The 23,312-nt window shown below is 72.4% G+C and carries 19 protein-coding genes and 1 pseudogene; 8 read left to right on the top strand and 12 right to left on the bottom strand.

Features of this window, described 5'->3' with window-relative positions:
- Positions 1 to 20: 20 nt before the first annotated feature.
- On the bottom strand, positions 21 to 929 hold the full coding sequence (locus ACE1OC_RS35960; RefSeq protein ID WP_407840510.1) for an oxygenase MpaB family protein: 909 nt from the start codon (positions 927 to 929) through the stop codon (positions 21 to 23).
- Positions 930 to 1,137: 208 nt separating this feature from the next.
- On the opposite strand from ACE1OC_RS35960, the gene ACE1OC_RS35955 reads away from it, so the two are divergent.
- Positions 1,138 to 1,878 (top strand): SDR family oxidoreductase, encoded by a 741-nt coding sequence (locus ACE1OC_RS35955; RefSeq protein ID WP_407840509.1) that lies wholly within the window; start codon positions 1,138 to 1,140, stop codon positions 1,876 to 1,878.
- 141 nt (positions 1,879 to 2,019) lie between these two features.
- Here ACE1OC_RS35955 and ACE1OC_RS35950 read toward each other — a convergent pair whose 3' ends face one another.
- Complete coding sequence (locus ACE1OC_RS35950) at positions 2,020 to 3,282, bottom strand: M23 family metallopeptidase (RefSeq protein ID WP_407840508.1); 1,263 nt, start codon at positions 3,280 to 3,282, stop codon at positions 2,020 to 2,022.
- Positions 3,283 to 4,200: 918 nt separating this feature from the next.
- Here ACE1OC_RS35950 and ACE1OC_RS35945 point away from each other — a divergent pair.
- Positions 4,201 to 4,407: pseudogene (locus ACE1OC_RS35945) on the top strand (sodium:calcium antiporter); the annotation flags it as partial.
- A gap of 123 nt (positions 4,408 to 4,530) precedes the next feature.
- Here the strand turns inward: ACE1OC_RS35945 and ACE1OC_RS35940 are convergent.
- Entirely contained in the window at positions 4,531 to 7,194 is a 2,664-nt protein-coding gene (locus ACE1OC_RS35940) for an AMP-binding protein (protein ID WP_407840507.1), read from the bottom strand.
- 215 nt (positions 7,195 to 7,409) lie between these two features.
- On the opposite strand from ACE1OC_RS35940, the gene ACE1OC_RS35935 reads away from it, so the two are divergent.
- The 4 genes from ACE1OC_RS35935 (at position 7,410) to ACE1OC_RS35920 (ending at position 11,792) form a co-directional block, all read left to right on the top strand.
- On the top strand, positions 7,410 to 8,429 hold the full coding sequence (locus tag ACE1OC_RS35935) for an iron ABC transporter substrate-binding protein (protein ID WP_407840506.1): 1,020 nt from the start codon (positions 7,410 to 7,412) through the stop codon (positions 8,427 to 8,429).
- Between the two features lie 5 nt (positions 8,430 to 8,434).
- A complete protein-coding gene (locus ACE1OC_RS35930; RefSeq protein WP_407840505.1) occupies positions 8,435 to 10,024 on the top strand; it encodes an ABC transporter permease in 1,590 nt (529 codons plus the stop codon).
- A complete protein-coding gene (locus ACE1OC_RS35925) occupies positions 10,021 to 11,067 on the top strand; it encodes an ABC transporter ATP-binding protein (RefSeq protein WP_407840504.1) in 1,047 nt (348 codons plus the stop codon). Before ACE1OC_RS35930 ends, ACE1OC_RS35925 begins: the two co-directional genes overlap by 4 nt.
- Positions 11,068 to 11,258: 191 nt before the next feature.
- Entirely contained in the window at positions 11,259 to 11,792 is a 534-nt protein-coding gene (locus tag ACE1OC_RS35920) for a hypothetical protein (RefSeq protein ID WP_407840503.1), read from the top strand.
- On the opposite strand, the gene ACE1OC_RS35915 is transcribed toward ACE1OC_RS35920, so the two are convergent.
- The 6 genes from ACE1OC_RS35915 to ACE1OC_RS35890 form a co-directional block, all read right to left on the bottom strand.
- Positions 11,690 to 12,880, bottom strand: a complete 1,191-nt coding sequence (locus tag ACE1OC_RS35915; RefSeq protein ID WP_407840502.1) for an acyl-CoA dehydrogenase family protein — start codon at positions 12,878 to 12,880, stop codon at positions 11,690 to 11,692. The two genes, ACE1OC_RS35920 and ACE1OC_RS35915, sit on opposite strands and share 103 nt — an antisense overlap.
- 103 nt (positions 12,881 to 12,983) lie before the next feature.
- Positions 12,984 to 13,742: a zinc-binding dehydrogenase gene (locus ACE1OC_RS35910; protein ID WP_407840501.1), complete on the bottom strand. Its 759-nt coding sequence runs from the start codon at positions 13,740 to 13,742 to the stop codon at positions 12,984 to 12,986.
- A 324-nt stretch (positions 13,743 to 14,066) separates the two neighbouring features.
- Positions 14,067 to 15,296, bottom strand: coding sequence for an LLM class flavin-dependent oxidoreductase (locus tag ACE1OC_RS35905; protein WP_407840500.1), 1,230 nt, complete (start codon positions 15,294 to 15,296; stop codon positions 14,067 to 14,069).
- Between the two features lie 160 nt (positions 15,297 to 15,456).
- On the bottom strand, positions 15,457 to 15,978 hold the full coding sequence (locus ACE1OC_RS35900; protein ID WP_407840499.1) for a hypothetical protein: 522 nt from the start codon (positions 15,976 to 15,978) through the stop codon (positions 15,457 to 15,459).
- A 26-nt stretch (positions 15,979 to 16,004) separates the two neighbouring features.
- Complete coding sequence (locus tag ACE1OC_RS35895; protein ID WP_407840498.1) at positions 16,005 to 16,841, bottom strand: class II fructose-bisphosphate aldolase; 837 nt, start codon at positions 16,839 to 16,841, stop codon at positions 16,005 to 16,007.
- Complete coding sequence (locus ACE1OC_RS35890; protein WP_407840497.1) at positions 16,838 to 17,740, bottom strand: SIS domain-containing protein; 903 nt, start codon at positions 17,738 to 17,740, stop codon at positions 16,838 to 16,840. Before ACE1OC_RS35890 ends, ACE1OC_RS35895 begins: the two co-directional genes overlap by 4 nt.
- A 183-nt stretch (positions 17,741 to 17,923) precedes the next feature.
- Here ACE1OC_RS35890 and ACE1OC_RS35885 point away from each other — a divergent pair, with 183 nt between their 5' ends.
- Both ACE1OC_RS35885 and ACE1OC_RS35880 read left to right on the top strand, forming a co-directional pair.
- Positions 17,924 to 18,703, top strand: coding sequence for a DeoR/GlpR family DNA-binding transcription regulator (locus ACE1OC_RS35885; protein ID WP_407840496.1), 780 nt, complete (start codon positions 17,924 to 17,926; stop codon positions 18,701 to 18,703).
- Between the two features lie 78 nt (positions 18,704 to 18,781).
- Complete coding sequence (locus tag ACE1OC_RS35880) at positions 18,782 to 19,549, top strand: MBL fold metallo-hydrolase (RefSeq protein WP_407840495.1); 768 nt, start codon at positions 18,782 to 18,784, stop codon at positions 19,547 to 19,549.
- A gap of 11 nt (positions 19,550 to 19,560) precedes the next feature.
- Here the strand turns inward: ACE1OC_RS35880 and ACE1OC_RS35875 are convergent, their stop codons facing one another.
- The 3 genes from ACE1OC_RS35875 to tdh form a co-directional block, all read right to left on the bottom strand.
- Complete coding sequence (locus ACE1OC_RS35875; protein WP_407840494.1) at positions 19,561 to 20,475, bottom strand: LysR family transcriptional regulator; 915 nt, start codon at positions 20,473 to 20,475, stop codon at positions 19,561 to 19,563.
- 406 nt (positions 20,476 to 20,881) lie between these two features.
- Complete coding sequence (locus tag ACE1OC_RS35870; RefSeq protein WP_407840493.1) at positions 20,882 to 22,090, bottom strand: glycine C-acetyltransferase; 1,209 nt, start codon at positions 22,088 to 22,090, stop codon at positions 20,882 to 20,884.
- Between the two features lie 164 nt (positions 22,091 to 22,254).
- Positions 22,255 to 23,289: an L-threonine 3-dehydrogenase gene (tdh, locus tag ACE1OC_RS35865; protein WP_274547346.1), complete on the bottom strand. Its 1,035-nt coding sequence runs from the start codon at positions 23,287 to 23,289 to the stop codon at positions 22,255 to 22,257.
- Positions 23,290 to 23,312 lie beyond the last annotated feature (23 nt).

Below are 23,312 nucleotides of genomic sequence, written 5' to 3'. Positions count from 1 at the left end.
AGTCGCCCCCGTGTGTCGTGCTACGCCCTCCCCGGCCGGTCCAGTATGGCCGCTGATGTACGCAGTGTGTACGGCGCGGGGCGGCTCCCGGGGCCCATGCGGCGCATCGCTTTCAAGATGTGACCTGGAGGCAGCTGCCAGCGCAGACCTGCGGGAATGCTGCGCAGCAGGCTACCGGTGAGACGCAGGCGGCGGGTGACGCTGCGCGGGGCCGGTGCGGGGCGGCCGTACAGCTGGTGCGCCCAGCCGGGGAGGGATCCGTAGGCGAGGGCGGCGAGCGGGCGCCACACCAGGTTTCGGCCAGGGACGAGGAGGGGGTGGATGGGCGGGGCGCACAGGAAGGCGTCGACGGCGCGGGCGTCGGGTCCGGCGGCGAGTTCGGGGCGGATCAGCTCGAAGTAGGCGGCGAGGGCCGCGGTGTCCCCCGGTACCCCGGACGGGTCGAGGCCGACGAGGCGTGCGTTGACGCGGTTCTCGTCCACGTACCGGTCCGCCTGCGCGGGGGTGAGCGGGATCCCCGAGCGGCGCAGGACATGGAGGAAGCTGTCGATCTGGGCGCAGTGGATCCAGAGCAGCAGCTCGGGCTCGTCCACGCGGAACCGTGCGCCGGTGGCCGGATCGGTCGCCGACAGCAGGGTGTGGATCTTGCGGACGCGGGCGCCGGCCCGCTCGGCGGCCTCGGTGGTGCCGTAGGTGACGGTGCCGACGAAGTCGGCGGTGCGCAGCAGGCGTCCCCAGGCGTCGCCCCCGCCGTTCTCCCCGCTGAAGGCGGAGCTGTTCTCCATGACGCCGCGGACCGCGCGCGGGTGCAGGGCCTGGAGGTAGAGCGCGCGGACCCCGGCGATCCACATGACCGGGTCGCCGTGGCACTGCCAGGTCACGGAGCCCGGGCCGTAGAGCCCCGGATCGGGGCCTGCGCTCTCGTCCATGTCCGGCTCCTCCCCCGTCGCCCGTCCCGGTACGCCGCATCGGCCGCGCGGACCTTTCGGATCCTGTGGACCTCGCGGGCTCTTCCAGCATTCCCTCGCGGGCTCTTCCAGCATTCCACCGAACGGCCGCACGCACGCACGTGCGCGCCACTAGGCTTTCCCGCCGGCGGACCGCACCCGCCTCCCCTCGGCACCCGGAGGCACGGTCATGCGTACGGGACAGCTCGAAGGGCGGGTCGCCGTCGTCACGGGCGGTTCGTCCGGCATCGGCCTGGCGACGGCCCGGCGCTTCGTGGAGGAGGGCGCCCGGGTCTTCGTCACCGGCAGGCGGCCGGAGGAACTGGCCGCGGCTGTCCGCGACCTGGGCCCGGACGCCGTTGCCGTCCGCGGTGACGCCTCCCGCGTCGCGGACCTGGACCGGCTCTACGCGGCGGTCGCCGCCGCGGGCTGCGAGGCGATCGACGTGCTGGTGGTGAACGCGGGCGGCGGCCCGCCCGGCGGCTTCGCGGAGTTCACGGAGGAGCAGTTCGACGCCACCGCGGACCTCAATTTCCGGGGCGCCTTCTTCACCGTCCAACGGGCCCTGCCCCTGCTGCGCGACGGCGCCTCGGTGATTCTGCTGGGCTCGGCCGCCGGTTCCTCGGCGTCCACGCGGTACGGGGTGTACGCCGCCACGAAGGCGGCCGTACGGTCCCTCGCGCGCAGCCTGGCCCTGGAGCTCGCGGGGCGCGCGATCCGGGTCAACACCCTCAGCCCGGGCCCGATCGACACCCCGGCGCTGGCCGGTGCGCCGGCGCACGTACGCGAGCGGGCGACCGCCGGAGTCCCGCTCGGCCGGGCCGGACGTCCCGAGGAGGTGGCCGCGGCGGCCCTGTTCCTGGCCTCGCGGGAGAGCAGCTTCATCACCGGGATCGAGCTGTTCGTGGACGGCGGAGCCGGCCAGGTCTGAGTCGGCCGGCCCGGGAGCGGGTGATCGCCGCGGCGGAGGCCCGGCACGCCGAGACCGCCGCCGCGGGCCGGCCCGTTCGGAGAGCGGGGGGCTCGAGCCGGGCCCGGGGGCCTGCGCCGTCGATGTGCGGGAGAGGAGTCCTCACGCATCCGGGAAGTCGACGACGGTCAGGACGAGGGGCAGCTCATCGGTGCGGGCCTGTGCCTCGGGCAGCCTGCCCTGCAGGAAGGTACCGCTCAGGTAGTCGTCGGTGACCACCCAGGCCGAGTAGGGGATCTGGCCCTGGTAGGTGAAGCGGTCGATGACGTACGGGACGGCGTCGGCCTCCAGCAGCGACGGGGCGTTCATCAACTGGAAGTGCAGGTGAGGGGCGTTGGAATTGCCGGTGTTGCCCAGATCCGCGAGCTTTTGGCCCTTCGTGACCTTGTCCCCCGGCTTGACCAGCAGCTTGCCCTTGATCAGGTGCGCGTACATGGCCCAGACGCCATCGCCGAGGTCCTGGACGATGTGGTTGCCGTCCACGTTCTCGACGGTGATCTTCGGGCCGAGAACAGGGTCATTGGCGGGCAGGATGCCGGGGGTGCCTGCCTCGACCGTGTCGAGCGTCGAACTCACGGTGCCGTCGGCGACCGCGTACACCGCTTCGCCGTAGTCGGCGTAGCTGTCGTTCTTCGTCTTGTCGCCGCTGTAGAACTTGCCTTCGTCGGTGAGTTTCATCCAGTCGATGGCGAAGCGCTGGGAGTTGGCCAGTTTGCCGTTCAACGAGTTGAGCGAGGGACGGTGCGGCCCGCCGGTGCCGCAGCAGCCGTTCGCGGCGACCCAGTCGTCCCCCCTGAGCGGGGGTGCGATGACCCGCGGTTTACCGGAGGAGATGTCGAACGGCGCGGCGAGGTAGCTGATCGGGCTCGGCTCGGCGGCTGGGGGGACTGCCTGCCCGGTGAGGAACAGCCGGTGCATGACCTCGGCTGGCGCCTGGTCCAGCGAGTCGAAGGTCAGGTCCACCATCAGGGCACGGGACTGGCCGGGGGGCATGACGGTGTCGGTGGCGTTCGAAGAGGGCAGCATCCGCAGCAGGTTGCAGGCTCCGTACTCACATGCGGGATCGACCAGTTGGCGGCTGGAGAGGGTGGCGACAACGGTGTCAGGTCGTTTGGCATCGACCACCTCGACCTTGGTGAGCGTGGCCGGCAGCCGCGAGGCGTTGGTCAACTGCAGGTCGTAGGAGACGTGGTACTTCCGGTCGCTGCCGAGCCAGGGGAACGTCGGATTGCTGATCGGTGTCACGACCACGGGGCTGAAGCTGTCCGGCACGGTCGCAGCGGCCCGTACGGCGGCGGGTGCGGCCCGCTCACCAGGGCCCAGGGACGCTCCTTGTGCGGACGTACACCCCGCGACGATCAGCACCGAGACCAGCGTCGCGGAGAGCGTCGTCGGGCGCGTCCGCCACCGGCCCGGGTGCGGCCGCGTCCGCCGTGCCGGACACACTGCTCGCGACGCCGACCGCTGGGCGATCCGGCTCGAGTCTGGACGCGAGCGTCGAATTTTCATCACTCCACCTCGCATGGCCAGGTGTCCTGGTACATCGGCGCATTGGGGCGCGGCCGCGCTTGTGAAGGCCTGATCGATTCTTTCAATCCTGGCACGCCCCCGAGAGGGGTGCCAGCCGTGCGTGTGGGTTGGCGGCTGCGAAGGGGAGTCGCCCCGCAATACCGGTCGTCGACACACTGGAGCCCTCGGGTTCCCGGTGGCCGGACCCGCACCGTTTTGGCGTGCGGGCGGGCGAGACCTTCAGCCCATTGTCGACGTCGATTTCAGGCGTGCCGGCGGGGTGGCTGGGCGAGCGCCTCAACGTGGGCAAGACGGCGGTCGGCACGATCCTCGCCGCCTTCGGTACTGCGCTGCCCGAGTCCGTGGTCACCTTGGTCGCCGTGACCACCGGGGCCACCGGGGCCACCGGGGCCACCGATGAGGACAAGAACATCGGCGTGGGCGCGGCGATGGGCGGCCCCCTCGCGCTGGCGACCGTCGCCTACGGCGTGACCGGAGCGATGCTGCTCCTCAAGCGCCGCAAGGAACGCGTGGCCGTCCTCACCGGTGTCGGCGCCGGCCGCCCGGGTACGGATCTCTCCCCGCCGGGAGGCGAGGCTCTGGGCGACGCCAAGGACATGAAGCGTCTGACGAAGGACCAGAAGTGGTTCCTGCCGATCTTCGTCGTGAAGGTCGCGCTCGGCCTGGTCGCCTTCGCCTTCGCCTTCGCCTGCCCTGGGCGTGCTGTTCTTCGCCGCGTACTTCTTCGTGGAGCAGCTGGATGTCATCGGCCCGATGCTCGGCCTGTCCGCAACGGTCACGGCTCTGCTGCTCTCCCCGATCGCCACCGAACTCCCCGAGATCATGAACGCGGTGATCTGGGTCCGTCAGGGCAAGGTCAGGCTGGCGCTCGCCAACATCTCCGGCGCCATGATGATCCAGGCCACCGTGCCCAGTGGCATCGGGCTGTTCTTCACCCGGTGGCACTTCGACGGCGCCCTGTTGTGGTCCGGGATCGTCACCATGGCCGCGATCGTCTACCTCCTGCTGACCATGCGCGCCCGCAAACTGCCCCGGGCCGCTTGGCGGTGGCAGGACTCTTCTACGTCGTCTTCGCCGTGGGGCTCATCCCGATCCTTGCTTGAGCCCCGTGGTCATCGAGTGCCTGTCGCAGCCGCTCCGCGGCAGGCTCGGCGTGCGGACAGTGGGGTACGACGAGAATCGCGATCTCCACGCCCCCAAGGAACCTCCGGCCCGGATCCGTGCGGGGAGGGACGGGAGCATCCGCATCAGGCGCGTCGAGGCGGCGGCGTACCCGATGCCGAAGAGGAGGGCGACGAGGAAAGCGAGGTGGCGGGAGAACCCGTCGATGAGGGGGAAGATCTGCCAGTGGGTCAGGTAGATGTAGAGCGAGCTGTTCGCCAGGAGTCCGGCCACCTGGTTGACGCGCCGGCGGCTCGGCAGCGTGGGCACCCACACCAGGAGGGCGAACGTCGCGATGACGATCGCTTCCCGTCCGGGGTCGCCCGGGAAGAAGCCGAGCACAGTGGCCACCGCTGCCACGGTGACGACGAGCCGCTGGCGTGCGCTCGATGACTTCGCCGCCGCCCAGCCGAGTGCGAACAGCCAGAAGACGGTGATCGCGTCCGGGATCTGCGTGCGGTCGGGGAGGCCGAGGAGGTCGTAGCGGGGAAGCAGACCGATGGCCGCGATCGTCAGGGGTAGGGCGTATGGGAAACGCCGCTCCGCGCGGTCCACGACGGGCAGGCTCAGGAGGGCGACGGCGGCGATCAGGACGTAGACCAGGGCCTCGATGAACCAGAAGTGCATGCCCGTCTTGCTGCCCTCGGGCCCGAAGACGCTGTCGAGCAGCAGGAGGTTGGCCAGGGTGTAGTCGTCGTTGAGGAGCATGACGAAGCCGATCCAGGCCATGCTCGGCAGCGCGACCCGGCCGATGCCGACCCAGACGCGGCGGAGGCGTTCGCGGCGTTCGGCGGTGGTGAGGTGGAAGCGGGCGAAGTTGTACCCGGCGAGGGCGAGGAGGAGGTGCGCTCCGCCCTTGATCCCGAACACGTGGATGTGGGAGCCGACGATGCAGAAGATCGCGATGGCCCGCAGGGCGACGCCGGTCTCCAGCGTGCGCTTGCGGGAGGGAGCCTCCCGGCCGGGCGAACGGAGATCCCGGATCGGCGTGGTGTGCCAGTCGGCCGGCAGGTGGCCGAGGCGCTGTTCCAAGCGGATCGACATTTCGACGTACGAGAGCGAGTCGCCCCCGAGGCTGACGAAGGAACGGTCCGGGGTCACCTCCTGCCGGGGCCGGTCGAGGATCAGCGCGTACAGGGCACACAGGTCCTCGGGGGCCGGCGCCGGCGCCGGGGCGGGGTGGCTCATCGCGCGTATCGCCCGGTAGTCGGGCTTGCCCGAGGCCAGGCGGGGGAGTTCGGCCAGGACGTGGACCTGTACGGCGCGAGGGGGCAGGCCGCACGCGCCCGTCACCAGCCTGCGGATCCGGTGCGCGTCGGATGATGCGCCGGTGGCGGTATCGGTGGCGGCGACGGTGAGGGTGTCGTCGTCGCCCGTGCACAGGGCGGTGACGCCGTGCCGGGCGAGCATCGCCTCGACCTGGCCGGGGTCGATGCGCAGGCCGAGGATCTTCACGAACCGGCTGCGGCGGCCGATGATTTCGTACAGCCCGTCGGGGGTGCGCCGCGCGATGTCGCCGGTGTGCAGCTCTTCGACGGTCCTGCCCAGGCCGAGGTCTTGCGGGCCCAGGGCGTAGCCGAGCATGACGTTGGGTCCCGCGTACACCAGCTCGCCGGTGTCGGGCGCGGAGAATTCGGGCAGCGGCCGGAGCCGGAAGGAGCCGCCGGGAATGGCGACTCCCGCCGCTTCGGGGCGCGTTTCGGCGAGTTCCGGGGGCAGGTAGGCCATGCGGGCGGTCGCCTCGGTCTGCCCGTACATCACGAAGAACTCCCAGCCGGCGGCCCGGCCCTGGGCGGCGTACCGGCTGACGCGCTCGGGCGCGAGGCGTCCGCCCGCTTGGGTGACGTAGCGCAGGTGGGGCAGCTCCATCGTGGCGAAGCCGACCCGGTCGAGCAGGTCGAAGGTGTACGGGACACCGGCGAAGGTCGTCGCGCGGGTGGTCCGGAACAGCTCCCAGAAGCAGGTGTCGGAGACCGAGAGGCCGGTGAGGACCAGCGCGGCGCCGCGCAGCAGGTGGCTGTGGATCACCGAGAGCCCGTAGCAGTAGTGCAGGGGCAGGGTGGTGGCGGCGCGGTCGGTGTCCCGGATGTCCAGGTACTCCGCTATCGACTCCGCGTTGGCCTGGAGGTTCTCGTGCGACAGCCGGACGAGCTTCGGCGATCCGGTCGAGCCCGAGGTGCTCAGCAGCAGGGCGAGGTCCGGGTGCAGCTCGTGGGCGGACACTTCGCGTCGCTCGTCGAGCAGCCATTGCCCGCCCTCGGGGTAGGCCACGACGTCCGGGTCGTACGCGTCGATCAGCGACTGGACGGCTTCGGGGTGGTCGCCCGGCACCAGGAGGACGGGGTGCCCGGCCGCGAGGGCGGCCAGGTGGACGACAAGGGCGTCGACGGTGTTGGCACCGACCAGCAGGACCAGACGGCGCTCCCGGCCGAGGCGGCGGGCCGTCGCGTCCACGCGCGCGGCCAGCTCGGCGTAGCTGACCAGACCGTCGGCGGTGATGACGGCGGTCCGGTCGCCGTGCGCGGCGAGGCCGTGGGCGAACGGGACCGATGTGGTGCCTGGGATCAGGTCGGGAAGGACTGTCACGGGCGCATCTTAGGAAAGGCTTACCTCGCCGGATAGTCACAGGAACATCACAGACGGTCCATGGGAGATCCACAGGAAAATAAGCGGTAGGGTCGGCTCCGCCGATGCGTGGGCGCGGTCGAATTGTTGCGTGCGTCACCTTGACCTTTAGGTTAGCTTTACCTTACTTATGGGGCGATACTCGGTTCTCCGCTGCCCTTGCAGGAAGGCTTCCCATGCGACGCCCCTTGGTCCGACGCTTGACCGCGCTCTTCGCGGCGGCACTTCTCCTCCCCGCAGTCGCAGGCTGCGGCGTCGACGAGGACGACGCAGGGCTCGTGATCTACTCCGGCCGCAACGAGAAGCTGGTCAAACCGCTCCTCGACGATCTGGAGAAGGCCGTCGGCACCACGGTCGCCGTCCGCTACGGCGAGAGCGCCGAACTCGCCGCCCAGATCCAGGAAGAGGGCGGCAAGACCAAGGCCGGCCTGTTCTTCTCCCAGGACGCGGGGGCGCTGGGCGCCCTCTCCGGCAAGGGCCTGCTGGAGAAGCTGCCCCAGGCATCGCTCGACAGGGTCGACGCGGCGTTCCGTGGCGGCTCCGGCGACTGGGTGGGTACCTCGGGCCGCAGCCGTGTCCTCGCGTACAACCCCGGCAAGGTCGCCAAGGTGCCGGACTCCGTGCACGACCTGGTCAAGCCCGAATGGAAGGGCAAGATCGGCTACGTCCCGACCAACGCCTCCTTCCAGGCCTTCGTCACCGGCATGCGCGTTCTGGAGGGCGACGACGCCACGCGCGCGTGGCTCAAGGGCCTCAAGGCCAACGAGCCCAAGGTCTACGACAACAACCTGAAGGTGCTGGACGGCGTGGGCAAGGGCGAGGTCTCGCTCGGCCTGATCAACCACTACTACTGGTACGAGCAGGTGGCCGAGAAGGGCGAGGGCAAGGTCAAGGCAAAGATCCACTTCCTGCCCGGCGGCGACCCCGGTGCCCTCATCAACGTGGCCGGAGTAGGCATCGTCAAGGGCAGCGACCAGGCGACCGCGGCGCAGAAGGCAGTCGACTTCCTCCTCTCGGAGAAGGCGCAGAAGTACTTCGCCGACGACACGAAGGAATACCCCCTCGCCGCCGGGGTGACCAACAGCGTCAAGGACCTGCCGCCGCTTGCCTCGCTCCAGGCGCCCAAGATCGACCTCGGCAAGCTGGACTCGCTTCAGGAGACCCTGAAGATGCTCCAGGAAGTCGGGATGGTCTGACCTCCATGCACTCCACGGATCCTGTCCCGCGGACGGATCCGGCCGCCCACCCGACCGGCGTCACCCCGCCGGCCGGGCGGTCGCGTGCCGGGGGCCGCCCGCCCGCCGCCATGCTCGTCCCGGCAGCCGTCGCAGCGGTGTTCGCACTGCTGCCGCTCGGCTACCTCGCGGTCCGCTCCCTGGAGCGCGGCCCCGGCTTCGCCTGGGAGGTCATCGCCAACGAACGCACGGCCCAGCTGCTCGGCCGCAGCCTGACCCTGGCCGCGGTCGTCGTCACCGCCTCGCTGCTGCTGGGCGTCTCGCTGGCCTGGCTCACCGTACGGACCGCGCTGCCCGGCGCCCGCGCCTGGTCGGTGCTGGTGACCCTGCCGCTGGCCGTGCCCAGTTACGTCGCCGCGTTCGCCTGGCTGTCCGCCTTTCCCGGCCTCGCCGGCTTCGGCGGTTCGGCGCTCGCGCTGACCCTGGTGAGCTTCCCTTACGTCTACCTTCCCGTCACCGCCGCCCTGCGCGGCACCGACCCGGCGCAGGAGGAGGTCGCCCGCTCGCTCGGCCACGGACCGCTGCGGACCTTCCTGCGCGTCACCCTGCCGCAGCTGCGCCCGGCCGCCGCCGGCGGCGCCGTACTCGTCGCGCTGTACGTGTTCTCCGACTTCGGCGCCGTCTCCCTGATGCGCTACGACACCTTCACCCGCGGCATCTACACCTCCTACCGGGCCAGCTTCGACCGGACCCCGGCCGCCGCGCTCAGCGTCGTCCTGGTGGTGATGACCGTCCTGCTGGTCGCCGCCGAAGCGCGCACCCGCGGCCGCGCCGGCCACGCCAGAACCGGCACCGGCACCGCCCGCCCCGCCGTCCCCGTGCCGCTCGGCCGGTGGCGGGTGCCCGCACTCGCCTGGTGCGCGGCGGTCACGGCCGTCGCCGTCCTCACCCCGCTGGCCACGCTCGGGTACTGGCTCGCCGTCGGCAACTCCGCCACCTGGGACCCGGACACGCTCCTCGACACCGCCGCCACCACCCTCGGCGTCGCCGCCGCCGGCGCCGCGCTGACCACCCTCCTCGCCCTGCCCGTCGGCGTGATCGCAGCCCGGTACCGGGGCCGGGCGGCGCAGCTCCTGGAGCAGTCCGCGTACGCCGGCCACGCCCTGCCCGGCATCACCGTCGCGCTGTCCCTGGTCTTCTTCGCGGTCCGCTACGCCGAACCGATCTACCAGGAACTCCCGCTGCTGGTCTGCGCGTACGCCGTGCTCTTCCTGCCCGTCGCCGTCGCCGGCACCCGGGCCGCCGTACTCCAGTCACCACCCGTCCTGGAGGACGTCGCCCGCTCCCTCGGCCGCAGCCCGCTGCGCGTGCTGCGCGAGGTGACCGTGCCGCTGGCCGCGCCCGGAGTCGCCGCCGGAGCCGCGCTGACCTTCGTCGTGTGCATGAAGGAACTCCCCGCGACCCTCCTGCTGCGCCCCACCGGCATGGACACCCTGGCCACCCGCCTGTGGACGGAGACCGGCACCGGATCCTTCGCCGCCGCGGCCCCCTACGCCGCCGCCCTGATCCTGCTGGCCGCCATCCCGTCCTACCTCCTCGGAAGGCACCGCACATGACCGACCTGCAGATCACTGGGCTGGCCAAGTCGTACGGGCCCGCCGCCCGCGTCCTCGACGGGCTCGACCTCACGGTCCCCGGCGGCGCGCTGACCGCGGTCCTCGGCCCCTCCGGCTGCGGCAAGACCACGATGCTCCGCATCATCGCGGGCTTCCTGCGCGCCGACGCCGGCACCGTCACCCTCGGCGGACGCACCCTTGGCGGCCCCGGCGTCCACCTCCCGCCCGAGCGCCGCCGCATCGGCATCGTTCCGCAGGAAGGAGCCCTGTTCCCGCACCTCTCCGTGGCGCGCAACGTCGCCTTCGGCCTGACCGCCCTCGACCGGGGCCAACGCGCCCGCTGCGTAGAGGAGATGCTGGAACTGGTCGGGCTCGCAGGCTACGGCGACCGCATGCCGCACGAACTGTCCGGCGGCCAGCAGCAGCGCATCGCCCTCGCCCGCGCCCTGGCCCCGCAGCCGCAACTGGTCCTGCTCGACGAACCGTTCAACGCCCTGGACAGCGCCCTGCGGGCGGGCGTACGGGCCGACGTGCGCGCCGCCCTCCAGGCCACCGGGGCCACCGCGGTCCTCGTCACCCACGACCAGCAGGAAGCCCTCTCCACCGCTGACCTCGTCGCCGTCGTCCGGGACGGGCGTGTCGCCCAGTGCGCCACCCCCGAGGAGGTCTACCGCCGCCCCGCCGACCCGTGGGTGGCCGGCTTCGTCGGCGACGCGGTCACGGTCACCGGCACCGCGCAGGCGGGCACGGCGACCACCGCGCTGGGCAGCATCCCGCTCGCGGACCCGCCCGGCGGACTGCGCGAGGGCCTGGTCCTGCTCCGCCCCGAGCAGCTCCAACTCGCCGAACCCGCCTCGACGCAGGCCCAGGGCACGGTGACGGACGTCCGCTTCTACGGCCACGACGCCATGGTCACGGTCACCGTCGACGGCCTCCGCGAACCGGTCGAGGTCCGCGTACCCGGACCGGCGCTCGTGGGCCCCGGCGGGCGAACCGGCATCCGGGTGACGGGCGAAGCCACCTTCCACCCGGCCTCTGCCTGACCGCGCCGTCAGCCCGCTCGGGGTCCTCCTGCCGTCCGGCGTCCGGTCGGTTCAGGCCGTGTTCGGCCTGCTCGTGCAGGACCTTGGTGAGGGTCTCGCGCGAGGTATCGTCCACCGCAGTCAGACCCTCCTCCCGCCCGATCCGTCTCTACGATTCGTGGTGGACGGTGGCGGCGGGAGCGTTCGTTGCGATGCTCGCGCTGACAGCGGGCTTGTGGTGTTCCCTCCATGTGCAGACGGACGCGAAGATGCACACGGCCGCGCTCTTCGCGCATCCGGCCTCGCTCGTGCTCGGCTTCGGGGCCGTGCTGTCCGCCGACTACTACGGGCTGCTCTGGGCGACGGGGCGCTGCGCGCTGGCCGAGGTCGTCGGCGCGACCTCCCGGCTCCACGTGCCCATCTGGGCCGGCCTCGGCGGGCTCGTCCTCAGCGGGCTGATGCTGCACCCCGACATGGGCTCCCCGCTGACCTTGACGATGCTCGGCCTTGTGGCCGCCCTCACCCTCAACGGCCTCCAGGCGGGCCTCCTCGCGCGCCGCCTCGAAGCCGCCACCGAGACGATCAACCCCAAGCTCCTCGCATGGGGAGGCGCCACCGCCCAGCTCTCTTGGCCATCACCGTCTCAGCGGCGGACCCGCGGCATGCCCAGGCCGATCCACGAGATGATCTCGCGCTGGATCTCGTTGTTGCCGCCGCCGAAGGTGAAGATGACCGCGCTGCGGTAACCGCGCTCCAGTTCGCCGTGCAGGACCGCGCCCGCGGAGCCGTCCTTGAGGGAGCCGGCCGCGCCGACCACCTCCATCAGCCAGGCGTACGCGTCCCTGCGCGCCTCGGAGCCGTAGACCTTGACGGCGGAGGCCTCCTGCGGGGTGAGGTTGCCGTCCTGGACGGCGTTGACCATCTGCCAGTTCAGCAGCTTCATCGCGTCGAGGCGGGCGTGGGTGCGGGCGAGGCGGCCGCGGACCCAGGAGAGGTCGATGACGCGGCGGCCGTCGGCGAGCTTGGTCTCGGCGGCCCAGCGCTGGACGTCGTGCAGGGCGCGGATGGCCATCGTGCCGTGGGCGGCGAGGGTGACGCGCTCGTGGTTGAGCTGGTTGGTGATCAGGCGCCAGCCCTTGTTCTCCTGGCCGACGCGGCGGCTCGCGGGGACGCGGATGTTCTCGTAGTAGCTGGCCGTGGTGTCGTGCGAGGCCAGGGTGTTGATGAGGGTGCAGGAATAGCCGGGGTCGGAGGTCGGTACGAGGAGCATGGTGATGCCCTTGTGGGCGGGGGCGTCCGGGTCGGTGCGGACGGCGAGCCAGACCCAGTCGGCGGTGTCGCCGTTGGTGGTCCAGATCTTCTGCCCGTCGACCACGTACGTGCCGGTCTCCTCGTCTCCCTCGCGGACGGCCTTGCACTTGAGGGCGGCGAGGTCGGTGCCGGCGTCGGGCTCGCTGTAGCCGATGGCGAAGTCGATCTCCCCGGCGAGGATCTTGGGCAGGAAGTACGCCTTCTGCTCGTCGGTACCGAACTGCATGATGGTCGGCCCGACGGTGTTGAGCGCCATCAGCGGCAGCGGTACGACGGCCTGTGCGGCCTCGTCGAAGAAGATGAACTGGTCCATGGGCGACATCCCGCGCCCGCCGTACTCCTTGGGCCAGCCGACCCCGAGCCAGCCGTCGGCACCGAGCCTGCGGATGGTCTCCCGGTAGAAGCGCTTCTGCTCGGCCGGGTCCTCGTACCGCGCGTAGACGTCGTCCGGGATCAGTTCGGCGAAGTAGGCGCGCAGCTCGGCGCGCAACCGCTGCTGCTCAGGCGTGTATTCGAGGTGCACGGCCCCTCCGGGTCTCTCGTGGCTCAGGTCGCGCGCGGCCGTCCGCCGCCGCCGCTGCGGGGGCAGACTAGAACCTGTTCCAAGAATCCGGAAGGGGCAGCGGTCAGCGGGTCACGTCGTCGGCGGGTGCTCGGCGGGCCGTCACCCCGGTTCCGTCCCGCTCGGGACGGATCAGGACCTTGATGTGCTCCTCGGGCCGCCGCAGGGAGGCGAAGGCCGCGTCCAGCCCGCCGAAGCCCGCTTCTCCCGTGACCAGGGACGCGGGGTCGATGCGGCCTTCGGCCAGGCGGGCGAGGGTGGCGCCGAACTGTTCGGGCGGGTAGGTCAGGCACATGCGGATCGTGACGTCCTTGTAGATGCCGACCACCGGCCGGATCACGTCCTCGGTCATCACCCCGCCGATCTGCAGGATCTCGGTGCCGCGCGGGACGGTGTGCAGGAGCCGGTTGAGCATGCCGGGTACGCCCACGCAGTTCACGACCACCGTCGGGCGCGGGCGGGCGCCCGCCAGTTCCGCGCAGAGGCGTACGGGGTCCTGCGCGGCCGGGTCCACCGCCGCGTGCGCGCCGAGCCGGGCTGCGGCCGCCCGCCGCAGCGGCGAGGGGTCGGAGGCCACGACCGGTCCGGCGCCGCGCTCCAGCAGTGCGGCGACGGCCCCGAGGCCGACCGGGCCGCAGCCGACGACCACGGCCGGGGTGTCCTTTCCCGCCGCGCTCCGGGCGATGTTGCCGAAACCCACGGCCAGCGGCTCGGTGAGGGCGGCGAGCCCGAGGTCCAGGGACGGCGGGACGGGCAGCAGTGCCTGCGCCTGTACGACGATCCGTTCGCCGAATCCGCCGGGGAAGGCATTGCTGTAGCCCACGGTCCGCACGACCCCGCCCGGGTCGACCGCCCAGGGCAGGCCGACGACCCCGGTGCCCGGCTGGGGACCGGTCGCGCCGGGCCCGTAGGAGAGGACCCGGCCGGAGAACTCGTGGCCTCACCAGCGGCCGGTCCGGATCGAAGAGGAAGCTGGTGGTTCCGCTGTCCCTGGAGGCCCGGAGGAACTCGTCGGTGTGTGCGACGGCGCTCAGGTCGGAGCCGCAGATCCCGCAGGCGGCGGTCTCCACGAGCGCCTGCCCGGGGCCGGGCACCGGATCCGGGTGCTCCCGTACGCGGAACCGGCCGTCTTCGAACACGGCGGCCCTCAACGGACCTCTCCCTTGCGGGCGATGGCGTCCATCGTGGCCCGGCGCATCGCCCCGATGAACCGCTCGCTGTTGCGCCCGGCCCACTCCAGGCTGGCGCGGCGCGCTTCGGTGTGGCCGGTGAGCCGGGGGACGACCCGCTCGGCGAAGAGCTCCAGGCTGCGCAGGGCGGCCGCGGGCTCGGCGAGGTCGAGCCGCAGGATGAGGAAGGTTCCGAACCCGCCCGTCTTGTCCGCTAGTTGCCCGATCCGCTGCACGGCGTCCTCGGGGGTGCCGATGACGGCCCGGCCGAAGGTGGGCAGCCCTTCGGTGGTCCACCGCTCGACGGCGCCGGCCGGGGTGGCGCAGCCGTCCAGCCGGGTACCGCTCAGCTTCTCGATGTAGTCCACGAGGTCGGGCGTGCCGTACTCGGCTTCGCGCAGGGCCTGTTCGCGGGTCTCGGCCAGGTGCACCGGGGTGACCAGCCGCCAGGCGGAGCGGTCGGCGGCGCGGCCGGCTTCGCCGCAGGCCCGCTCGTGGGCGGCCCAGTTGGCGTCGAGCGCCCCGTACCCGGCGAGGTCGGCCGCGGCGAGCGAGAGCATCCCGACCCCGTGGCGTCCCGCGAGCACCGCCCCGGTCGGCGACACGGCGGAGGCGACCGCGACCTCCAGTTCCCGGCCCCGGTAGGGCCCGAGCTGGAGCCGGGCCTCCTCCAGGGCGAACCAGTCGGTGGCGGCCGTGACCGTCTCCCCGCGCAGCAGCCGGACGATCGCGTCCAGAGCGTCGGCCGTCATCGCGCGGGAGCGGAGCGGGTCGACTCCCATCATGAACGCGTCCGAGGGCAGTTGACCCGGACCGACCCCGAGCATGGCGCGGCCCCGGGACTGCTGGTCGAGCTGGCAGATCCGGTCGGCGAGGACCAACGGCTGGTGAAAGGGGAGGGAGTTGACCCCGGTTCCGAGCGTGATCCGGCTGGTGCGTTCGGCGGCCGCGGCGAGGAACACCTCGGGCGAGGCGATGATCTCGTACCCCGCGGAGTGGTGTTCGCCGGCCCACAGTTCCTCGTAGCCGAGCCGGTCCAGGTCTGCGGCGAGGTCGAGGTCCCGGCGCAGCTGGAGCGCCGGGTCGCCGTCGGGCCGGTGGTAGGGCGCGAGGAACACCCCGAAGCGGTGCGGGAGATACGGCTGCGGGGGTGGCGGGTGCGGTGGCATGTGCTGCGACTGCGCGTCCTGCGACTGCTGCTGCGGCATGTGCGGTGGCCTTCCCTCGGCGGCGCCTGCTCTGCTCCGGCATCCGACGAAACACCGCCCGGGGCGCAGCTTCAATGCCGCCGCGGCCGTCCTCCCACTGAGTGGGAGGAATCCCGCGGGCCGCCGTTCGGGAAGAGCTCAGCTGCGGCTCAGCCGTGGCTCACGTGTAGAGGAACACGTAGTCGAAGTAGACGAGGTCGCGGATGCCGTCGAAGCGGAAGGTGCCCGACGGGACCACGTTCAGGCCTTCCTCCAGGGCGACCTTGTCGTACGTCGTGCTCTGCTTCCAGGCCGCGCTGGAGGGTATGTACGGTTTCAGCGGGGCGGGCAGCCCGGCCAGGGAGCCGACCTCGAAGTGGTGGGCGGGATCGCGCATGATGCGGTTCGCCGTGCCCTGCTTGAGGTGGGCGACGCCCACCAGGCGTACCCGGGAGTCCGGGCTCGGGATCGTCCGGTCGTTGTTGGACTCGTCGATGTCGTAGCCCAGCCAGTGCGCGTCGGACACGTCGCCCAGCGCGGTCCAGAAGCGCCGGTTGAGCGGCGCCAGATCGGTGCGGACCTTCTCCGCGTCTTCTTCCTCGGGCCACATGACGTAGCCGAGCCCCGCCGCGCCGAGCAGCAGCGGGGCCCCCAGTCCCAGAAGAAGCCGCCGTCTGCTGCTGAGGCCCCGCTGTGCGTCCATACAGTCCCCCCCGATACCCGTTCCGGTCAGTTCAGGGCGCTGATCATAGCGGTGGCCGTCGCCGTCATCGCCTCCCGTGCGGCGGTCAAATACGGGCGGGGATCCGCGGGGGTGAGGTGGGTGCGGATGGCTTCGGTCATCGCCACGTTCAGCGCGGTGCCGATGTTGACCTTTCGGATGCCGCCGGCGACGGCCGCGGCGAGTTCCGCGTCCGGCAGACCGGAGGATCCGTGCAGCACCAGCGGTACGTCGACCGTCTTGGCGAGACGGCCGAGCAGCACGTGGTCCAGGGCCGCGGTGCGGCTGGTCATGGCGTGGCTGCTGCCGATGGCGACGGCCAGCGCGTCCACTCCGGAGTCGGCGACGAACCGGCGCGCCTCGTCGGGGTCGGTACGGGCGCCGGGTGCGTGCGGGTCCAGCGGCGCGGCCCCGTTCTTCCCGCCGACCTCGCCCAGTTCGGCTTCGATCCAGAGCCCGTTGACGTGCGCCCAGTCGGCGGCGGAGCGGGTGGCCTCCAGGTTCTCGGCGTAGGAGAGGTGCGCGGCGTCGTACATGACCGAGCTGAATCCGGCGTCCACGGCCTGCCGCAGCAGTTCGGAGCTCTTGACGTGGTCCAGGTGCAGCCCGACCGGGACCCCGGCGGCCTCGGCGACGGCCACGGCCGCGCGGCTGATGGGCAGCAGCGCCCCGCCCCGGAACTTGACGGCGTTCTCGCTGAGCTGGAGCAGCACGGGGAGTCCGGCCGCTTCGGCGCCCGCGACGACCGCTTCGGCGTGCTCCAGCGTGATGATGTTGAAGGCGGCGACGGCGCGGCCCCGGGCGGCGGCGTCCAGGACGAGCCCGCCGGCGGAGACGAGGCTCATCGGACGGCCTCCTCGTCCGTGGTGAGGATGACGGACCGGGTCAGGTTGCGCGGCGCGTCCGGGTCCAGGCCCTGGTGGGCGGCGACGGCGACGGCCAGGCGGTGGACGCGGACCAGCTCGGCGAGCGGGTCGAGGTGCCCGGCCACCCACTGGGCTCCGGTCCCCCGGACCTGTTCGGCGAGCCCTTCGGGGGCGTCGCCGAGCGACCAGGTGACGGTGCCGGGCGCCGAGACGCTGATGGGGCCGTGCCGGTACTCCATGGCCGGGTAGGACTCGGCCCAGGCCAGGGCGGCTTCGCGCATCTTCAGGGCGGCCTCGTCGGCGAGTCCGACGCTCCAGCCCCGTCCGAGGAAGGTGAACTGCCCCCGGGTCTCCAGCTCTGCGGGGAGCGGGTCGGCGAGCGCGGCGCGCCCGTCGGCGACGACGGACGGGGTGTGCAGGCCGACGTGGGCGCGCAGCAGGGTGAGGGCCGTGGTGGCGAAGCGGGTCTGCACGACGGACTGCTCGTCGGCGAAGTCGAGGACGACGAGCGCGTCGGCGAGGGTGATGACGGGAGTGGCGGGGTCCCCGATGACGGCGGTCGTGGGCACGCCCGCCTCCCGCAGTCCGGCCAGCAGGTCGAGGACCTCGGTGGTGGTCCCGGACCGGGTCAGCGCGACGACCCGGTCGTAGCGCCGGTGGCGGGGGAACTCCGAGGCGGGGAAGGCGTCGGTCTCGCCCTGCCCGGCCTCCTCGCGCAACACGGCGGCGGCCCGGGCCATGTAGTACGAGGTCCCGCATCCGACGATCGCGGTACGCTCCCCCGTCCGCGGCAGCACCGCCCGGTGTTCCGGGGCCAGTTCGGCGGCCCGCTCCCAGCATGCGGGCTGCGTGCCCAACTCGTACGCGACGTGGCTCATGGCGGCTCCCTAGCGCGGTGCGTGCACCCCTGAATGCGTGTTCCTGCAAGATACTGCGGTATTTCGCGCAACTTCAAGCATCTCCGGGGTGATCTCCTGCGTTAATCTCGACGTGTAGGCCAAGAGAGAGCGTCGAAGCGAACAGCGATGCGCCCCTCGAAGACACGACCGGAAGGGCGGCCGATGACCCGCAAGGAACGCTGGCAGACACTGCTGGACCTGCTGGTGGAGCGGGGCGAGCTGGAAGTGGAACCCGCCGCCGAGGCCCTCGGCGTGTCCGCCGCCACCATCCGGCGCGACCTCGACCAGCTCGCCGAGCAGCAACTGCTGGTCCGCACGCGCGGCGGAGCGGTGCTGCACGGGGTCAGTTACGAACTCCCGCTGCGCTACCGCACCTCGCGCCGGGCCGCCGAGAAGAGCCGCATCAGCGAAACCGTCGCGGCGCTGATCGTCCCCGGCGAGGTGATCGGCCTGACCGGCGGCACCACGACCACCGAGGTGGCGCGCGCACTGGCCGCCCGCCCCGACCTCGCCACCGGCTCCCCCGCCCTCACCGTGGTCACCAACGCGCTGAACATCGCGGGCGAGCTGATCATCAGGCCGCAGTTCAAGATCGTGCTCACCGGCGGCGTGGCCCGGCCCCAGTCCTACGAGCTCACCGGCCCGCTCGCCATGGAGGTGCTCGGGCAGCTCTCCGTGGACACCGCCGTCGTCGGCGTGGACGCCTTCGATCCGGCCGACGGGGCCGCCACCCGGCACGAGGACGAGGCGGCCATGAACCGCCTGCTCTGCGAACGCGCCCGCCGCGTGGTGATCGCCGCCGACTCCAGCAAGCTCGGCGTCCGCGCCTTCGCCCGCATCGTCGCCACCGACGCGGTGGACGTACTGGTGACGGACACCGGCCTGTCCCCGTCGGTGGCCGAGGCCTTCGAGGCGGCCGGCGTGGAGGTCATCCGCGCCTGAGCACGCGGCTCGGGGGCGGCCGGCCCCCGACCCGGGGTCGCCCCGGGGCGGCCCCGCGCCTCCTCCTAGACTCCCCGGATGGCAGACGATCTTCTCCGGCTCACCGTCCTGGGCAGCGCGACGCCCTACCCGCGCGCCGACAATCCCTGCTCCGGCTACCTGCTCGAAGGCGGCGGCGCCCGGGTCTGGGTCGACGCGGGCAGCGGAACGCTCGGGCCGCTGCAACGCCACGCCGGGCTCGGCGAGTTGGACGCGATATGGATCTCGCACCTGCACGCCGACCACACGGCCGACCTGCTGACCGCGTACTACGGCCTGCTGTACGCCGACGTACGACGGCCCGCGCCGCTCCCCCTCTACGGGCCGCCCGGCATCGCCGACCGGCTGGCGGGGTTCCTCACCAACGGCCCGGACCGCAGCCCGGTCGAGGCCGCCTTCGAGGTCCACGAGCTGTACGACGGCCACCGCGCGCGGGCCGGAGCGCTCGACCTCACCAGCGGGGCGGTGTCCCACGGCATGCCCGCCTTCGCGCTGCGGGCCGAGTCGGGAGGCCGTTCCCTCGTGTACTCCGGGGATACGGCGCCCTGTTCGGCCCTGACCCGGTTCGCCGAGGACTGCACGCTCCTGCTCTGCGAGGCCGACAGCTCCGCGCACCCGGCCGACGCCGAACCGGTGCACCACACCCCCGGGGAGGCCGGCGACACCGCCCGCGCGGCCCGCGCCGGGCGACTGGTCCTCACGCACCTCGGCCGGGACCTGGAGCCTGCCGAGGCCGTGTCCCGCGCCGCCGCCCGCTACTCCGGGCCCGTGGAGCACGCGGCGCCCGGCGCCGTCTTCACGCTCTAGGGGGTGTTCGGTCAGTGCTCCGGGAGCCGGTCCGCCTCACGGGTCAGGGCCGCCAGCACCGGTGCGATCAGCGGGTGCGCCTCGGCGCCGCGCCGGGTGGCGGCGAAGACCCGCCGTGTCGCCGCCGGACCGGTCACCGGGCGGACCTGGACCTCCTTGAGGTCCATGCCGCGCAGCGCCGAGCGCGGCACGAGAGCCACTCCGGCGCCGGCGCCCACGAGGGCCACCACGGCCCGGAAGTCGTCGGAGGAGTGCACCAACCTGGGCTGGAACCCGGCCAGTTCGCAGGCGAGGAGCATCACGTCGTGGCAGGGGTTGCCGGGGTACTGGCCCACCCAGTCCGCATCGGAGAGGTCCGCCAGGGACACCTCGGGCAGGTCCCCGAGCGGGTGTCCGGCCGGGAGGACCGCGTCGAAGGGCTCGGCGTAGAGCGGGAGCACGGACAGCCGGCCGTCGTCGGCGCCCGGGGCGCCCCGGTACTCGACGGCCAGCGCCAGGTCCGCCTCCCCGTCGAGCAGGAGCAGCAAGCTCTGGTCGCCCTCCGCGTCGCGTACGCGCAGCCGGATCCCGGGGTGGTCCGCGGCGAGCCGGGTGATGGCGGGGGCCAGTACTTCGGCGATGCCGGTGGCGAAGGCGGCCACGGTGACCTCGCCCGCCGAGCCGCCCGCGTAGGCGGCGAGTTCCGCTTCCGCCCGCTCCAGCTGTGCCAGCACCTCGTGTGTGTGCCCGAGCAGGATCTGCCCGGCCGCGGTGAGCCGGACGCCCCGGCCGCTGCGGGTCAGCAGGGCGTGCCCGGTCTCCTGCTCCAGCGCCGCGAGCTGCTGCGACACGGCGGAGGGGGTGAGGTAGAGGGCTGCGGCCGCGGCGGTCACCGTACGGTGGTCCGCGACGGCCCGCAGGATGCGCAGCCGGCGGGGGTCGATCACCCTGCCATTCTCGCAGGCTGCGGGGCCCGGTGGCCCCGACCGATCGGGCGGGGCCGGGGCCCGAGCGAACCGAGCCGGGGTGCCTCACCCCCACCCGGGTATCCGGGCCGGCCCGAACCGGAGCCCGGAGGACTGGGCGCTGTCCCCTACCCGCCCTTCCGCCGTTCCCCGGGGCTCCGCCCCGGACCCCGCTCCTCGAACGCCGGAGGGGCTGGATAGACCCAGCCTCGCCGGCGTTTGAGGCGCGGGGTCTGGGGCGGAGCCCCAGGGGGGTCCGGGCAGAGCCCGGGGAACGGGCGAAGGGCGGGTAGGGGACCCGGCCCCGCAGGGCAGGACTCAGCCGCACCCGCCCACCCGGCCCCACGCCAGGGTGGTGGCGGCAAGCACCGCGGCCACCGACCGGAGGTCAGGCTGCGGTGCCCGCCAGGGACGCCCGCGCGTCGATGAACGCCGCGATCGCGCGTTCCACGTCAGCCGTCGAGTGCGCGGCCGAGAGCTGGACGCGGATCCGCGCCGCGCCCATCGGGACCACCGGGTAGGAGAAGCCGATCACGTAGACCCCGCGCTCCAGCAGGAGTTCCGCCATCCTGGCCGCCTCCGCCGCGTCGCCGATCATCACCGGGGCGATGGCGTGGTCCCCGGGCAGGATCTCGAAGCCGGCCTCGGTCATCTTCGTACGGAAGAGCGCGGTGTTGGCGGCGAGCCGCTCGCGCAGGTCGTCGGCCGACTCCAGCAGGTCGAGGACCTTGAGGGAGGCCGCCGCGATGACCGGGGCAAGGGAGTTGGAGAAGAGGTACGGGCGCGAGCGCTGGCGCAGCAGCTCGACGATCTCGGCGCGCGCCGAGACGTAGCCGCCGGAGGCCCCGCCCAGTGCCTTGCCGAGGGTGCCGGTGATGATGTCCACGCGGTCCATGACCCCGTGCAGTTCCGGGGTGCCGCGGCCGCCGGGGCCGACGAAGCCGACGGCGTGCGAGTCGTCGACCATGACCATGGCGTCGTAGCGCTCCGCGAGGTCGCAGATCTCGGCGAGCGGGGCGACGTAACCGTCCATCGAGAACACGCCGTCGGTGACGATCAGCTTGCGGCGGGCACCGCCCTCGGTGGCCTCCTTGAGCCTGGTCTCCAGTTCCGCCATGTCGCGGTTGGCGTAGCGGAAGCGGCGCGCCTTGGAGAGGCGGATGCCGTCGATGATCGAGGCGTGGTTGAGGGCGTCGGAGATCACCGCGTCCTCGGGGCCGAGGATGGTCTCGAAGACTCCGCCGTTGGCGTCGAAGCAGGAGGAGTAGAGGATCGTGTCCTCCTGGCCGAGGAAGGCGGAGAGCCGTGCCTCCAGCTCCTTGTGCACCTCCTGCGTACCGCAGATGAAGCGAACGGAGGCCATTCCGTAGCCCCAGCGGTCCAGCGCCTCCTTCGCCGCGGTGACCACCTCGGGGTGGTCCGCGAGTCCGAGGTAGTTGTTGGCGCAGAAGTTGAGGACCTCGCCGGGGGCGCCGCCCGAGGTCACGGCGACGGCGGCGTTCTGCGGGGTGCCGATGACGCGCTCGGGCTTGTGCAGACCCGCGGAGCGGATCTCGTCGAGGGTCGTACGGAGGTCCGCGCGGACGGTCTCGAACATGTGCGGTGCTCTCTTTCTCCTGGTGCGGCGGAGGGAGGGGGGCCGGGCCCCGCAGAGGGGGGGAGGGTGGTGCGGGACCCGGCCGGAGGGAAATGGTCTGTGGGGCTGGACGCCGGACGCCGGACGCCCCGGCGGGCAACGCCCTGGCGGCTGCGCCCGGAGCGCTACGCCTGCGTCCAGTCCAGGATGATCTTGCCGCTGCGGGCGGTCGCAGCCTCGTCGAACGCGGCCTCGAAGTCCCCGAAGGCGTACCGGCCGGTGATGACGGGGCTGAGGTCGAGCCCGCCCTCCAGCAGCACGGTCATCGCGTACCAGGTCTCGAACATCTCGCGGCCGTAGATGCCCTTGATCGTGATCATCGAGGTGACGACCTTGGCCCAGTCGACGGCGAACTCCTGCGCCGGCAGGCCCAGCATGGCGATCCGGCCGCCGTGCGTCATGTTGTCGATCATGTCGCGCATGGCCTCGCCGCGGCCGGACATCTCCAGGCCGATGTCGAAGCCCTCGCGCAGGCCGAGCTGGGCCTGCGCGTCGGCGATGGTCGCCTTCGAGACGTCGAGCGCGAGGGTGGCGCCGGCCTTGCGGGCGATCTCCAGCCGGTCCGGGCTGACGTCGGTGATGACCACGTTGCGCGCTCCCGCGTGCCGGGCCACGGCCGCCGCCATGATCCCGATCGGGCCCGCGCCGGTGATCAGCACGTCCTCGCCGACCAGCGGGAAGGAGAGCGCGGTGTGCACGGCGTTGCCGAACGGGTCGAAGATCGCCGCGACGTCGAGGTCGACCTTGGCGCGGTGGACCCACACGTTCTGCGCGGGCAGGACCACGTACTCGGCGAAGGCGCCGTCGCGGCCGACCCCGAGCCCGATCGTGCTGCGGCACAGGTGGCGGCGCCCGGCCAGGCAGTTGCGGCACTTCCCGCAGACCAGGTGGCCCTCGCCGCTGACCAGCGCACCGACCTCGATGTCCTCGTGGACGTCCGCGCCGAGCGCGGCCACCTCGCCGACGAACTCGTGGCCGAGCACGAGGGGGGTCTTGACGGCGCCCTGCGCCCAGCCGTCCCAGGAACGGATGTGCAGGTCGGTCCCGCAGATGCCGGTCCGCAGCACCTTGATCAGCACGTCGCCGGGGCCGTATTCGGGCTCGGGAACGTCCATGAGCCACAGCCCGGGCTCGGCCTTGTGCTTGACGAGTGCCTTCATGGGGTGGCTCCAGGCATGCGGAA

This window comes from Streptomyces stoeckheimensis (assembly GCF_045822005.1).
GTDB lineage: Bacteria > Actinomycetota > Actinomycetes > Streptomycetales > Streptomycetaceae > Streptomyces > Streptomyces stoeckheimensis.
Note: the sequence above shows the minus strand (reverse complement) of the source record. Positions and strands in the feature narration are given on the sequence as shown.